This window comes from Pseudomonas sp. MS15a(2019) (assembly GCF_013277805.1).
GTDB classification, from domain to species: Bacteria; Pseudomonadota; Gammaproteobacteria; order Pseudomonadales; family Pseudomonadaceae; genus Chryseomonas; species Chryseomonas benzopyrenica.
The window spans coordinates 664957-679868 of record NZ_VBTN01000003.1 but is presented as its reverse complement, the minus strand read 5'-3'; the positions used below and the strand labels follow the sequence as shown (position 1 = coordinate 679868).

Here is a 14912-nt window from a genome sequence, read left to right as displayed (position 1 = left end):
ATTTTGCAACTGCCGGAACACCCAACCTCATGACTACCGAATCCGTTTCTCCTGGCCAAGCTCGTGGACCGGCCGAGCACGACGTTCGCCACCAGATCATGGTGGCAGCGAAAGACCACTTCAGCCACTACGGCTACGAGAAAACCACGGTGTCCGAACTCGCCCGGAGCATCGGGTTTTCCAAGGCCTACATTTACAAGTTCTTCGATTCGAAGCAGGCGATTGGCGAGGCCATCTGTGCGGATTGCCTGAGCGGAATCGAGGCAGAGGCCAGGGCCGCGGTGGCCTCGGCTACCCAAGCCCCCGAAAAGTTGAGAAGGCTGTTTCAGAGCCTTCCGGCGGCAACCCTGCGGCTGTTTTCAGACGATCGAAAGCTTTACGAAATCGCCATTTCTGCGGCGTCGGGCCGCTGGCCGGCCACGATCAGCTACGAAGCGCGGATGCAGGAGCTCCTCAAGGAGATCCTGGTGCAGGGCCGCGGGGAAGGACAGTTCGAGCGCAAGACGCCGATCGACGACGTGACGATGGCGACCTATCTCGTGTTGCGACCCTATCTGAATCCGCTGATGCTCCAGCACAGCTTCGAGCATTTCGATGTCGCTCTTACCCAGCTGTCCAACCTGGTGCTACGTAGCCTCTCGCCCTAAATTGTTTAGTGACTATTGACTAAAATGGTCACTAGTATCAAATTGCGCGCTCTGCTGGCATCCTCTCGGAGCTTCCATGTTCGCGCGCCGTCTGCTTTCCACCGCTGTGGGGGCTACCGTCCTTTCGCTGTCCCTTGGCGGTTGCAACGCCCCTTCCCAGGGCGATCCCCGCACGCAGGCGCCTTTGGTGCGAGCTGCGGTGGCGGAGCCCGCCGAGAGCGCTGGTCGTACCTTTACCGGTATCGTCGCCGCGCGGATCCAGAGCGATCTGGGCTTCCGCGTGACAGGCAAGGTCGCCGAACGGCTGGTGGACATCGGTGAAACCGTCAAGCGCGGGCAGCCGCTGCTGAAGCTTGATCCCATCGATCTGCAACTGGCCCTGCAGGCGCAACGCGAGATCGTGGCCGCTGCCCAGGCGCGGGCCCGCCAGGCGGCGGACGATGAGGCGCGCTACCGGGATCTACGGGGCACGGGGGCGATCTCGGTCTCCGGCTACGATCAGATCAAGGCTGCGGCGGATACGGCCAGGGCCCAGCTCAAGGCTGCCGAAGCCCAGGCGGAAGTCGCCCTCAACGCCAGCCGTTATACCGTCCTGGTGGCCGATGCGGATGGCACCGTGGTCGATACCCTGGCCGAGCCCGGGCAGGTCGTAGCCGCTGGACAGAGCGTGGTGCGCCTGGCTCGTGCGGGCGCCCGGGAGGTCGTCGTCCAGCTGCCGGAGACCTTGCGTCCGACGCTTGGCTCCGTGGCCCAAGCCAGCCGTCTGGGCGCTACGGAACAGCCGGGACCGGCACGGCTGCGGCAGTTATCCGATAGCACCGACCGCGAGACGCGTACCTTCGAGGCGCGCTATGTGCTCGAAGGGACGCTGGCCAGTGCGCCCCTGGGCACCACCGTGAGACTGCGTATTCCGGAAGAGTCCGTGCCGCGGGCGAATGCCTTGCAGGTGCCGTTGGGCGCCCTGTACGACGCGGGCAAAGGCGCGGGGGTCTGGCGTATCCAGGGCTCGCCCGAGCAGGTCGCCTGGGTACCCGTGCAGATTCGTCAGGTATCGGATGACACTGCCTTGGTGGAGGGGCCGCTGCAGCGGGGTGACCGGATCGTAGCCCTCGGCGTTCATCTGCTCCACGAAGGCCAGACGATCCGCTTGGCCACAGCTGCCAACAGTGCCCTGGAAGGTAAGCAGCCGTGAGCGACAGCCGATTCAATCTGTCGGCGCTGGCCGTCCGCGAGCGCTCCATCACCCTGTTTCTGATTCTGCTGATCTCGGTCGGCGGGGTACTGTCGTTCTTCAAGCTGGGCCGGGCGGAAGATCCGGCCTTCACGGTCAAGGTCATGACTATCGTCACGGCCTGGCCGGGTGCCACGGCGCAGGAGATGCAGGATCAGGTCGCCGAGAAGCTGGAAAAGCGTCTGCAGGAATTGCGCTGGTACGAGCGCTCGGAAACCTATACCCGTCCGGGCTTGGCCTTTACCACCCTGACGCTGCTCGACAGCACACCGCCGGCCGAGGTGCCGGAGGAGTTCTACCAGGCGCGCAAGAAGATCAGTGACGAAGCCAAGACCTTGCCCGCCGGGGTGATCGGGCCAATGGTCAACGATGAATACGCCGACGTCACCTTCGCGCTCTTCGCACTCAAGGCCCGGGGCGAGCCGCAACGGCTGCTGGCACGCGAGGCGGAAACGCTGCGCCAGCGTCTGCTGCATGTACCGGGGGTCAAGAAGGTCAATATCCTGGGTGAGCAGACCGAGCGCATCTATGTGGAGTTTTCCCACGATCGCCTGGCGACCCTGGGCGTGGCACCGCAGGACATCTTCGCCGCGCTCAATGCCCAGAATGTCCTGACGCCCGCGGGCTCCATCGAAACCCGCGGCCCCGAGGTCTTTGTCCGTCTGGATGGCGCCTTCGAGCAGCTCGATGCCATCCGCGACACCCCGGTGATCGTCAAGGGCCGCACCTTCAAACTGGCAGACATCGCGACGGTGACGCGTGGCTATGAGGACCCCGCCACCTTCCTTATCCGCAGCGGTGGCGAGCCGGCGCTGCTGCTTGGCATCGTCATGCGCGACGGCTGGAATGGCCTGGATCTCGGCAAGTCACTCGAAAGCGAAGTCGGCGCCATAAACGCTGAGATGCCTTTGGGCATGAGCCTGACCAAGGTGACCGATCAGGCGGTCAACATCGCCTCGTCGGTCGATGAGTTCATGGTCAAGTTTTTCGTTGCGCTGCTGGTGGTCATGGTGGTGTGTTTCGTCAGCATGGGCTGGCGGGTGGGCATCGTCGTGGCCGCTGCGGTACCCCTGACGCTGGCCGCTGTCTTCCTGATTATGGCCGCCACAGGCAAGAATTTCGATCGCATTACCCTAGGCTCGTTGATCCTGGCCCTGGGGCTGCTGGTGGACGATGCCATCATCGCCATTGAGATGATGGTGGTGAAGATGGAGGAGGGCTATAGCCGGGTCAAGGCGTCGGCCTATGCCTGGAGCCATACCGCCGCCCCCATGCTGGCCGGCACCCTGGTAACGGCCGTGGGCTTCATGCCCAATGGCTTCGCCCGCTCAACCGCAGGCGAATACACCAGCAACATGTTCTGGATCGTCGGCATCGCGCTGGTCACCTCCTGGGTCGTGGCGGTGGTGTTCACGCCCTACCTGGGCGTCAAGCTGCTGCCAGAGACCAAGACCGTCGAGGGTGGCCACACCGCGCTTTACGACACGCCGCGCTACCACCGCTTCCGCCGCGTTCTCGGCCAGGTGATTGCGCGCAAGTGGCTGGTCGCGCTGCTGGTGATCGGCCTGTTCGTGGCCGCCATCCTGGGCATGGCTGTCGTCAAGAAGCAGTTCTTTCCCATCTCCGATCGCCCCGAGGTGATGGTGGAGGTGCAGATGCCCTATGGCACCTCGATCACCGAGACCGAGCGGGCGACGGCCGAGGTCGAGGCCTGGCTCGCTCAGCAGGACGATGCCCGAATCGTGACCTCGTACATCGGGCAGGGCGCACCGCGCTTCTTCCTGGCGATGAGCCCGGAACTGCCGGATCCGTCCTTCGCCAAGATCATCATCCGCACCGACAACCCGGAGGCACGCGAATCGCTCAAGTTGCGCCTGCGCGAGGCAATTGCCGCTGGGCTTGCGCCCGAAGCACGACTGCGGATCACCCAGCTGGTGTTTGGGCCCTATTCACCGTTCCCGGTCGCCTACCGGGTCAGCGGCCCTGATCCGCAGGTGCTGCGTCGGGTGGCAGGGGAGGTGGAGCAGGTGATGCGTGCAAGTCCGCTGATGCGCACCGTCAACACCGACTGGGGCACCCGTACGCCGGTGCTGCGCTTCAGGTTGCAGCAGGATCGCCTGCAGGCCATGGGACTGAGCTCCAGCGCCGTCGCGCAGCAGCTGCAATTCCTGCTCAGCGGCGTGCCGGTTACGGCGGTGCGCGAAGACATCCGTACCGTCCAGGTGGTGGCGCGCGCGGCGGGCGACGTTCGTCTCGATCCTGCGCGGTTGGGCGATCTCACGCTAGTTGGGGCTCAGGGCCAACGCATTCCGCTGTCGCAGATCGGCGATTTGGAGGTGCAGCTGGAAGAGCCGCTCATGCGGCGGCGCGATCGGGTGCCGACGATCACCGTGCGCGGTGATATCGCCGAAGAGCTGCAACCGCCGGACGTTTCCACCGCCGTGCTCCAGCAGCTGCAGCCGATCATCCAGCGGTTGCCGGCGGGCTATCGGATCGTACAGGCGGGCGCCATCGAGGAGTCGGGCAAGGCGATGGCGGCGATGCTGCCGATCTTCCCGCTGATGATCGCCTTGACGCTGCTCATCATCATCCTGCAGGTGCGTTCCATGGCCGCGATGATCATGGTCTTCCTGACCAGTCCCCTGGGGCTGATCGGGGTGGTACCGACCCTGATCCTGTTTCAGCAACCCTTCGGCATCAATGCCCTGGTCGGGCTGATCGCGCTGTCGGGCATCCTGATGCGCAACACCCTGATCCTGATCGGCCAGATCCATCAGAACGAACAGGACGGCCTGCCCCCCTTCCAGGCGGTGGTCGAGGCGACCGTGCAGCGCGCAAGACCGGTGATCCTCACGGCGCTGGCGGCGGTGCTGGCCTTCATCCCCCTTACCCATTCGGTGTTCTGGGGCACCCTGGCCTATACCCTCATCGGCGGCACCCTCGCGGGTACCGTGCTTACCCTGGTGTTCCTGCCGGCGATGTATGCCATCTGGTTCAGGATCAAGCCATCTCCTGAGCACGGCTGATCACTTCTGTCCCCTTCATTCCACTCAAAGGCACCGACATGTCGAACGCAGAAGTTGTCCTCATCACCGGGGTGTCGTCTGGCATCGGACGCGCTACCGCCATCCGATTGGCAGCGCGCGGGTGCCGGGTGTTCGGAACGGTTCGTAACCAGCAAGTCGCCCAGGCCATCCCGGGCGTGGAGCTCGTCGAAATGGATGTCCGCGACGAAGATTCGGTAGGGCATGCCATTGCCGCCATCATCGCCCGGGCCGGACGGATCGATGTCCTGATCAACAATGCGGGCGGGACCTTGCTCGTCGCCCTGGAGGAAACATCGATCGGCGAAGCCCGGAGCCTGTTCGACACCAACGCCTTCGGCCTCCTGCGCACGATCCAGGCGGTGCTGCCACACATGCGTGCGCAAGGCGCCGGTCGCATCGTCAATGTCAGTTCGGTGCTCGGCTTTCTGCCGGCACCGTACATGGCGCTCTATGCGGCCTCCAAACATGCGGTGGAAGGGCTTTCGGAAACGCTGGACCACGAGGTACGCCAGTTCGGGATTCGCGTGGCCTTGGTCGAGCCCTCGTTTACCCGGACGAACCTGGATCTCAATGCGCCCCAGACCGCCGTCAAGATCCCGGAGTACCAACAACAGTTTGAATTGGTCGCCCACGCCATCCAAAAGAATGTGCAGAAGGCACTCGATCCCGATGGTGTAGCCGGCACGATCGTCGATGCCGCGCTGGGCGCTTGGAAGATGCGGAACACCCCCAAAGGAGAGGCAACGCTCCTGTCCAGGCTGCGTCGCTTCATGCCAGCCGGTCCCGTCGAGAAGGGCTTGCGAAAGACCTTCGGGCTGGCCTGACCGGATACGCGCCAACCTGCGGGCCACCTCCCTTGCAGGACACGCCCTTGAGTCCACTGAGCGAAGACCTCCCATGACACACCTGGACAGCACCCCTACCGACGTGCCACCGGCTCCCGGCGAAAACGCACCGACAGGTGTGGCGGCCGGTACGCCATCACCCTGGCCAGTGTTCTGGGTAGCCGCCATCGCGGTATTTCTCGTAGCCATGGATGGCACCATGCTGTTCGCGGCGTTCAGCGCCCTGCGGGCCGGGTTCGCGGACGCGACGCCGGCAGATCTTTCCTGGGTACTCAACGCCTACACGGTGATATATGCCGCCATGCTCATTCCGGCGGGTGGCTTGGCGGACAGGCATGGACGCAAGAAGGTATTCCTCGCCGGGGTCTGGTTGTTCGTGGGTGCGTCCGTTGCCTGCGGCCTTGCGGGCTCCGTCGAATGGCTGGTGGCGGCAAGGGTGGCGCAAGCCATCGGGGCTGCCTTGCTCACGCCCGCGTCGCTGTCGCTGGTCCTGGCCGCCTTTCCGATCACCAAGCGGGCGGTGGCGGTAAGCCTGTGGGGCGCGGTCGGGGGCCTGGCCGCGGCCGTCGGTCCCAGCCTCGGCTCTTTCGTCGTCGCCTCGCTCGGTTGGCAGTGGGCGTTCTACCTGAACGTACCCCTGGGCGTCTTCGCGCTCTGGCGTGGAACAAGGCTGCTGACTGAGACGAAACAACAGACCGAAGGGCGGCCGCTGGATCTGGTGGGCATGGGCTTGCTGGTGATCGGCATTGGTGCCCTGGCGTTATCCCTCGTGCAGTCCGACTCTCCCGCCTGGTCACGGCAGGCGCTGCTGGGCGCACTGGGCATCGGGCTGGCGTGCCTGATCGGATTCGTGGTCTGGACGCGCTTCACCGCCGCCCCTTTGGTGGATCTGCGCCTCTTTCACAACCGCACCTACAGCTACGTCAATCTCGCGACCCTGAGCTTCGGCATCGCGTTTTCGATGATGTTCTTCGCCTTCTTCTTCTACATGAGCGCGATCTGGAAGTACCCGCTGCCCCTGGCCGGCCTGGCCATGATGCCGGGACCGCTGTTGGTGGTACCCACCGCTGCACTGTCGGGCCGGGTAGCGAGCCGTTATGGCCACCGCCGGCTGCTGCTGATCGGGTGCCTGGTCTATGCCATGAGCGGACTGTGGTTCCTCCTGGTTCCAGGGCTCGAACCCGCCTATCTGACACAGTGGCTGCCGGGCATGGTGCTCAGTGGCGTGGGCGTCGGCCTGGTGCTGCCCTCGCTGGCGGGCGCAGCGGTCAGTCGCCTGGCCGCCGATCACTACGCCGTGGGCGGTGCCATCAACCAGGCCATCCGCCAGATCGGATCGGTCATGGGCGTGGCCTTGACCGTCCTGCTCCTCGGCAGTCCCAACCTGCAACGCGCTGACTTCGATTCCGTTTATCTGTGCCATATCGGTTTGGCGCTACTCACCGCAGCTCTCTGTATCCCGGTCAACACGCTGCCTGCGGCCGCACCTGTCCGCAATCCAGATAAGCGCTAGGTAACCTGGAGGTGGATCGTGCGAAAGGCATTCAGATACCGCCTTGGAGACCTTCAGCCGTCATCTCCCTAACAGGAGCATCGGGCATACGCGCCTTGATCGGGCGCGAACAAGACACGAGGCCGCCCGCAGGCGCTTCGTCCATCGAGAGAAGAGGTAATGCAATGCAAGGCAACGACAGAACACGCATCGTGGTCACCGGCGTGGGTACCGTCAGTCCGCTGGGATGCGGTACCGAGGCCGTCTGGGCGCGGCTGCTGGCCGGTCGCTCGGGACTGAGCCTGTTGCCGGCCGAGGTCAGCGACGGGGTGGGCAGTCTCATCGCCGGTCAGGTACCGAGCCGCGCCGAAGATCCGGAAGCGGGCTACGACCCCCTGGTGGCCATCGCCGCCAAGGACCTGAAGAAGATGGATCGCTTCATCGAGTTCGCTCTGGTGGCGGCCAAGGAAGCGCTCGACCAGGCCGGCTGGCAGCCGATCAGCGAGGCGCAACGGGAGCGGACGGCGACCATCATCGCGTCCGGGGTCGGCGGTTTCGGTGCCATCGCCGAGGCGGTACGGACCACCGATGCGCGTGGCCCACGGCGGCTCTCGCCGTTCACCGCACCCTCGTTCCTGGCCAATATGGCGGCAGGCAACGTTTCCATCCAGTACGGCTTCCGCGGTCCGCTGGGCGCGCCGATCACCGCCTGCGCCGCCGGTGTCCAGGCCATCGGCGACGCCGCCCGGCTGATCCGCAGCGGCGAGGCCGACATCGCTCTCTGCGGCGGGGCGGAGGCGGCAATCAATCGTGTGAGCCTGGGCAGCTTCGCCGTCGCCCGCGCCCTGTCCACGGGATTCAACGAGCGTCCGCAGGAGGCTTCGCGTCCCTTCGACAGTGATCGCGACGGCTTCGTCATGGCCGAAGGCGCGGGGCTGCTGGTGATCGAGACCCTGGAGCATGCCCTGGCACGGGGCGCCACACCCCTGGCCGAATTGGTGGGCTATGGCACCAGTGCCGATGCCTACCACCTCACCGCCGGCCCGGAAGATGGCAGCGGTGCCCGCCGCGCCATGACGCAGGCGCTGCGCCAGGCCGGGATCGACGCGACCGAAGTCCAGCACATCAACGCCCACGCCACCTCCACCCAGGTGGGTGACAAGGGCGAGCTGGCCGCCATCCGCGCAGTGTTTGGCGATGCATCTCCGGTAGCCATCACCTCCACCAAGTCGAGCACCGGGCATCTGTTGGGTGCCGCGGGCGGCATCGAGGCCATCTTCACCGTGCTCGCCCTGCGTGACCAGGTCGTGCCGCCGACGCTGAATCTGCACCATCCGGATCCGGCTGCCGAAGGCCTGAACCTCGTTGCCCTGCAGGCACGGCAGATACCGATTGAGTACGCGCTGTCGAATGGCTTCGGTTTCGGTGGGGTGAACGCCAGCGTGCTGTTCAGGCATTGGATGGGGAGCTGATAGTTGCTGAACGTGCTTGCACGGGTGGCCCGGCCGGCCACGCGCGCGGCGGTGCACATGATTTTTGGACTCGCGTAGCGGTAGGAACGGCGTTTCCCTGCGTCGTTTCAGATAAGAAATGAGTCCACCAGGAAGAGAAGGCTCTCTTCCTGTTTTTCTCCAGCCGCTGTCCAAAACCTGACTGGGCAGCCGGCACCCACGTAGCTCCCAGGAATGACGAGTGCGCATCGATGTAAGTGCCGAAGAGATGCGCTAGGTAAGCATACATGCAAGAATGTTTGTAAAAGGCCGGCGAAACGTTAGACTGCCAAAACAGACGCCTTTGAAACGAGATAGCGATGCGCCGTACAAAAGAAGACGCTGAGCAGACACGCCAGACCATTCTGGATGCAGCCGAGGCGTTGTTTCTCACCAATGGTGTTTCACGCACCAGCCTCGAAATGATCGCCAGAGAGTGCGGGCTCACGCGAGGAGCGGTGTATTGGCATTTCAGGGACAAGGCGCAGCTGGTCCACGAGATGCTCAATCGCATCCGCATTCCGCTTGACGAAGTCACCCAGCAGCTGAGTATGGATGGGGAGGGCGATTGCCTGATGAGGCTGTACGAACTGTGCGTCGAGTGCATGGAGAAATTCGTTCAGCCGGGACGGGAGCGTCGTGTCATGACCATCCTGATGCACCGTTGCGAATTCACTCAGGAACTGCAGGAAGTCGAACAGCGGGAAAATGCCCTGACCCGTGAATTCGTGGCGCTCGTCGAGCGCCTCTTCGATGGCCAACGGCAGCGCCTGCAGGTCGCGGTGACGCCGAGAAGTGCCAGCCTACAGCTGCATAGCCTGTTTTGCGGCACGCTGGCTGGCATCCTTCGTGACCAGGACATCTTCGCGCCGCTCATGGATGTACGGCTGATCTTCACCCTCTACTTCAGGTCGCTGGTGAAAGACTGGCCCTGAAGGTGGGCGAGCGGCGCCAGTGGCGCAAGGGACCGGCACTGACGCCTTGCTCCCACTGGACGCGGTACTGAGCTGTCCCGGGCGTCGGTTTTCAGCCTTCAGGGGCGCTCCTGCAGGGCGATCGCTCTTTTCCGGCAGCGACCCGCACAATTTCGGGACGCTACGCCGTTCAGGCCGGCGCGCTCCCGGTCGCTACTTAAAACGAGCGGTGTAATCCGCCAGGTTGCCGGGCGTGATCAGCTCGTACGGCACCCAGACATCCGCCTGGACCGGTTCCTTGCGGATCATCCTGAGCGCGGATTGCACCGCCTGTACGGCCTGGCCGCGGGGGTCCTGGAACACCGAGGCGGCCAGCAGTCCGCGCTTGATGGCCGCCTGACCATCGGGCAGACCATCCACCCCCACCACCGGAACCTGACCCTTGCCCATTCCGGCCTGTTGCAGCGCCATGGCGGCGCCGATGGCCATCTCGTCGTTGTTGGCGACGATGGCGTCGAAATGGGTCCCGGCAGTCAGCCAGTTGCTGGTCAGGTCCATGCCCTTGCTGCGGTCCCAGTCCGCGTTCTGCTGGGCGATCACCTTGATGTCGGGATAGGCCTTAAGCGCTTCCTTGAGACCTTCGGAGCGACCGCGGGTGGCGTTCTGGGTCAGCTCGCCCATGATCAGGGCGATGTTGCCCTTGCCGTTCAGCTGCTTGGCGATGAACTGCCCCTGCAACTGTCCGGCCTGCAGGTCGTCCGAGGCCACTGCGACCACCCCAGCGGGCAGCTTGGGATCGTCCGGGCGCCGGTTGACGTACACCAGCGGAACCTTGGCCGTGGTGGCGGCGCGGGTAATGTTGACGGTGGCGGCGGTGTCCACCGGCAGCACGATCACGGCGTCCACGTTCTGCGCCAGGAAGCTCTGCACCTGGTTCAGCTGGCGAACGACGTCGCCCTGGGCATCCTCGAATTGCAGGCTGATCTTTTCCGCCTTGCCCGCCTCTTCCAGATTGCGGCGGACATAGGTCATGAAGTTGTCGTCGACCTTGGCGATGCTGACCCCGATACGGTAGTCGGCGAGGGCCAGGGGCGTCAGGGCGAAGGCGAAGGCGGCGCACAGCAGGTTGCGAAGCAGCATGTTCAGTTCCTCTTGTTGTTATGCGAGCGGAAACATCTAGCGGGGACTACAGGGTGAAGGCCGTTCTGAAGCGCTCCAACGCACGCTCGGTATCACCTTCGGCAGCCCAGCCTTCGAGGCCGACCACACCGCGATAGCCGAGCCTGGCGAGGGCCCGGGCAATGGCCGGGTAGTGAATCTCGCCGGTCCCCGGCTCGCAGCGCCCCGGGACATCGGCTACCTGGATCTCGCCAATGGCCGACCCGGCCCGATGGATCAGCTCGATCAGGTTCCCTTCGCCGATCTGGGCATGGTAGAGGTCCAGGTTGAGCCGCAGGTAGGGACTGGCCACCGCCTCGATCAGGGCCAGGGTCTCTTCGGCGCGGGCGAAGGGCACGCCGGGATGGTCCACCGCGGTATTGAGGTTCTCCAGCAGGAAGACCCGGCCGGCGGACTCGCCCAGGCGGGCGATCTCGGCGAGGGCGTCACGCGCCGCCAGCCAGTGATGGCCGCTCACCTCGGCCAGCGGCTTGACCGGCAGGCCGCGTGGGTCCAGGCCGGTGCCATGCAGATTGAGCGAAGGGCAGGCCAGGCGCTCGGCCACGGCCAGGGATTCCCGGGCACTGGCCAGCAGGGCGGCACGGCCTTCGGCGCTCACCAGGTCGCCTGAGACATAGCCGGTCATGGAGGTGAAGCGCGCGCCGGTGGCCGCCAGGGCGTCGATGTCGTGGCGCGTCCAGTCCCAGATCTCCACGGCGAAGCCCAGGGCGTGCAGGCGGCGGACCCGCTCTACGAAGGGCAGGTCGAGAAAGACCATTTCGGCGCTGACAGCCAGGATGAAGGGCGATGAGGTCATGGGCTTCACTCCGCGACGGCGACCGGCTGGCCGGTCTGCACCGATTCGATGGCGGCCAGGGCGATGGCCAGCGCCGCCCGGGCATCGTGGCCGCCCACCGGCACCGGGGTGCCTTCGCGCACGGCATCGACGAAGGCGCGCAGCTCGGCCAGGTAGGCGTCGCGCAGCAACTCGGCGTCGGAGCGCTGGGTGGTCTGGCTGATGCCTTCGGCGCCGTAGTAGACCAGCTCGCTGGTCCGGGCGTCCCCGGCGGTCAGCATCCCCGCGCTGCCGAACACCTCGCCGCGCACGTCGTAGCCGTACACCGCCTGGAAGTTGGCCTCGGCGGTGGCGATGGCGCCGTTGTCGTAGCGAATGGTCACCACGGCGGTGTCCAGTAGGCCGCGGTCACGGAAATCGGGGCGCACCAGGGCGTCGGCCACTGCGTAGACCTGCACGGCGCGGGCGCCCGGATTGAAGAAGTTGAGGGTGTCGAAGTCGTGGATCAGGGTCTCGAGGAAGATGGTCCAGGGTTTCACCGCCGCCGGATCGTGCAGCGCCGGATCGCGGGTGAGGGAGCGCAGTAGTTGCGGTGTGCCGATCCGCCCCTGGACGATCAGCTCCCGTGCGCTGCGGAAGCTGGTGGCGAATCGCCGGTTGAAGCCCACCTGCAGGGCCACGCCAGCCTCCGCGCAGGCGGCGATGGCCCGGTCGGCCTCTTCCAGGGTCACGGCCATGGGTTTTTCGCAGAACACCGGCTTGCCGGCGCGGGCGGCGGCCACCACTAGTTCGGCATGGCTGCGGGCCGGGGCGACGATGACCACGGCCTCGACGGCGGGATCCTCGATCAACGCCTGGGGGTCGGTGTGGATATGGGCGACATCCAGGGTTTCGCCAAGCCGGGCAGCGGCGCCAGGCGCCGGATCGGCCAGGGCGACCAGCCGCGCGCCATGCAGGTGCCGGGCGAGGGCGGTGGCATGAAAGGTACCCATGCGACCGGTACCGATGAGGCCGAGGGCGAGGGGGGGCTTCGTCTGGGGCATGAGGCGTTCTCTTGTGGTTGTTATAGGCGTGGGCGATGTGCCCGACGGGGAGGGAGCAACCGCCATGCCAGGGCAGAAAAGGCAGCCAGGTCGCGGCCTACGGGACTTGCCAGTCCGCGTTTATGTCTATAAAAAAGACATGTCCAGCTTGACATGTCCAAAGGTTGGACGAGGAGCCGAAGATGCAGGAGCAGGTCGCCCCGAGCGAGCTGACGCGGGAATTGCAATTCGTCAGCGAGCTGCAGCGGTCGTCGGTCGCCGAAGGTTTCCAGCGCGAGCTGGATGCCGCCTGGACCGACTGCCTGGCGGGGGCCACGGAACTGGTCCCGGTGCGGCCGGTGATCCGGGCGTCCTGGCTGCGCAGCCGCGCGGCGGGCATCGTCGCGGAGGAATTCCACTACGAGTTCGTCGAGTCGCAGGAACTGGCCCGCCGGCTGCAGCGGCAGCGCGAGCTGCTGGACATCGCCGCGCCGGTCATGGCCGAGCTGTTGCGCTACAACCCGGACGGGCACCTCAACCTGGCGGATGCCGAGGGCGTGACCCTGGCCGCCTGCGGGCTGGATCTCACCCCGCTGGGCAGCCGTCTGCTGGAGTCGGTGCAGGGCACCAACTGCACCGGCCTGGCCCTGCGCGAGCAGCGGCTGGTATTTGTCCTGGCGGGCGAGAATTTCAAGCGCGAGCTGCGCGAACGGCGGATGCACTGCGCCTCGGCACCGGTCCGCGACACCCAGGGACGGCTGCTCGGCGCCCTGACCCTCACCGCGGCGGTGGGCAACTTCCACTGCCATACCCTGGGCACGGTCCAGGCCGCGGCCGATGCGATCTCCCGCCAGCTGGCGCTCACCGCGCTGCTGGACGAGCAGCAGCGGGTGCTGGAGGTCCTCAACGAAGGCGTCATCCTGCTCGACGACGACCGCTGCATCCGTAGCCTGAACGGCTATGCGCGACGCCTGCTGCAGCTCGACGATCCACAGCGGGGGCGCCCCTTCGCCAGCCTCATCACCCAGGACACCGACCTGGACCTCTGGCTGGATCGTCGCTGGGAACGCCAGGACCGCGACCTCACCCTGTTGCTACCAGACGGCAGCGGCTTGCCGTGCCTGGCCTCCGCCGCGCCCATCGCCCAGGGCGGCTGGGTGCTGTCGCTGCGAGAGAATCGCCGCATCCGCGAGATCACTCGGCAACTGCTGGGTACCCGGGCGCGTTACAGCTTCAGCGATATCCAGGGCCGCTCGCCAGCCTTGCAGAACGCCTTGCGCGTGGCTCAGGCAGCCAGCCACAGCGAGGCCACGGTGCTGGTACTGGGAGAAAGTGGGGTAGGCAAGGAGCTGTTCGCCCAGGCGATCCATAACGCCAGCGCCCGGCGGCATGGGCCCTTCGTCGCTGTGAATTGCGGCGCCATCCCGCGCGACCTGGTGCAGAGCGAGCTGTTCGGCCACGTCGAGGGCGCCTTCACCGGCGCCGCCCGCGGCGGTGCGGCGGGCAAGTTCGAGCTGGCCGATGGCGGCACGCTGTTTCTCGACGAGATCGGCGACATGCCCCTGGAAGCCCAGGCGAGCCTGCTCCGGGTGCTGCAGGAGGGCGAGGTGACCCGGATCGGTGCCAAGAAGGCCCAGGCGGTGGACGTCCGCGTCATCGCCGCGACCCATCGCGACCTGGCCCAGGCCGTGACCGGCGGGAGCTTCCGTGGGGATGTCTTCTATCGCCTCAATGTGCTTCCCCTGCAGGTACCGCCATTGCGGGAGCGTCGCGAAGACATTCCGCTGCTGGTGGCTACTCTGCTCAAGGCGCTGAGCCGTCACCTGGAACGGCCACCGCCGGCCATCGCGGACGAAGCGCTGACGTTGCTGCTGGCCCATAGCTGGCCCGGCAACGTGCGGGAGCTGGAGAACGTCATCGAGCGGGCGGTCAATCTGGCCCAGGGGCCGCTCATACAGCCGGGAGACCTGCCACCTTCGATGGTCGCCAACACGCTGTCCACGGATACCGAGGGCGAGCGCCTCACCCCCCTTGAAGCGGGGCAGCGGGACCTGATCCGTGCCACCTTGCAGCAGACCCGCGGCAACCTTCGTCAAACCGCGACCCGGCTCGGGATCTCGCGCGCCGGGCTTTATGTGAAGCTGCGCCGCTACGCCTTGAATCCGGCGGATTTCCGGCCAGGACGCTGAAGTCCGGCAGCGCCCAACTGAAGCGAGCCACGTTCTGGCGAGCGCGTCCTGGCCTGCCGCTCGCTGGCAGCCCCGGCAGCA

Annotated in this window: 11 protein-coding genes; 8 read left to right on the top strand and 3 right to left on the bottom strand. The window is 65.7% G+C overall.

Translation table 11 applies throughout. The annotated features are described in order from the left end of the window. Positions 1–29 precede the first annotated feature (29 nt). From FEZ61_RS06675 to FEZ61_RS06645, 7 genes are all read left to right on the top strand, one after another. The gene (locus FEZ61_RS06675; RefSeq protein ID WP_017641432.1) at positions 30–647 is read left to right on the top strand and encodes a TetR/AcrR family transcriptional regulator; all 618 of its coding nucleotides are present in this window, start codon (positions 30–32) and stop codon (positions 645–647) included. A gap of 76 nt (positions 648–723) precedes the next feature. Then, positions 724–1839, top strand: a complete 1116-nt coding sequence (locus tag FEZ61_RS06670) for an efflux RND transporter periplasmic adaptor subunit (protein ID WP_017641431.1) — start codon at positions 724–726, stop codon at positions 1837–1839. Further along, the gene (locus FEZ61_RS06665) at positions 1836–4904 is read left to right on the top strand and encodes an efflux RND transporter permease subunit (RefSeq protein WP_173147910.1); all 3069 of its coding nucleotides are present in this window, start codon (positions 1836–1838) and stop codon (positions 4902–4904) included. Before FEZ61_RS06670 ends, FEZ61_RS06665 begins: the two co-directional genes overlap by 4 nt. 38 nt (positions 4905–4942) lie before the next feature. After that, complete coding sequence (locus FEZ61_RS06660; protein WP_173147908.1) at positions 4943–5749, top strand: oxidoreductase; 807 nt, start codon at positions 4943–4945, stop codon at positions 5747–5749. Positions 5750–5822: 73 nt separating this feature from the next. Then, the gene (locus tag FEZ61_RS06655; protein WP_173147906.1) at positions 5823–7283 is read left to right on the top strand and encodes a DHA2 family efflux MFS transporter permease subunit; all 1461 of its coding nucleotides are present in this window, start codon (positions 5823–5825) and stop codon (positions 7281–7283) included. 164 nt (positions 7284–7447) lie between these two features. After that, positions 7448–8734, top strand: coding sequence for a beta-ketoacyl-ACP synthase II (gene fabF / locus FEZ61_RS06650; RefSeq protein WP_173147904.1), 1287 nt, complete (start codon positions 7448–7450; stop codon positions 8732–8734). A gap of 338 nt (positions 8735–9072) precedes the next feature. Beyond that, positions 9073–9687 carry a TetR family transcriptional regulator gene (locus FEZ61_RS06645; RefSeq protein ID WP_173147902.1) on the top strand — a complete coding sequence of 205 codons (615 nt, stop codon included), beginning with the start codon at positions 9073–9075 and terminating at the stop codon, positions 9685–9687. 192 nt (positions 9688–9879) lie between these two features. Here FEZ61_RS06645 and FEZ61_RS06640 read toward each other — a convergent pair whose 3' ends face one another. From FEZ61_RS06640 to FEZ61_RS06630, 3 genes are read right to left on the bottom strand one after another with little or no spacing between them, the layout of a single operon-like run. After that, entirely contained in the window at positions 9880–10806 is a 927-nt protein-coding gene (locus FEZ61_RS06640) for a sugar ABC transporter substrate-binding protein (protein ID WP_173147900.1), read from the bottom strand. A 46-nt stretch (positions 10807–10852) separates the two neighbouring features. Continuing rightward, entirely contained in the window at positions 10853–11641 is a 789-nt protein-coding gene (locus FEZ61_RS06635) for a TIM barrel protein (RefSeq protein WP_173147898.1), read from the bottom strand. A gap of 5 nt (positions 11642–11646) precedes the next feature. Then, on the bottom strand, positions 11647–12663 hold the full coding sequence (locus tag FEZ61_RS06630) for a Gfo/Idh/MocA family oxidoreductase (RefSeq protein ID WP_173147896.1): 1017 nt from the start codon (positions 12661–12663) through the stop codon (positions 11647–11649). A gap of 182 nt (positions 12664–12845) precedes the next feature. Here FEZ61_RS06630 and FEZ61_RS06625 point away from each other — a divergent pair, with 182 nt between their 5' ends. Further along, complete coding sequence (locus FEZ61_RS06625; RefSeq protein WP_064309020.1) at positions 12846–14831, top strand: sigma 54-interacting transcriptional regulator; 1986 nt, start codon at positions 12846–12848, stop codon at positions 14829–14831. Positions 14832–14912: the final 81 nt, after the last annotated feature.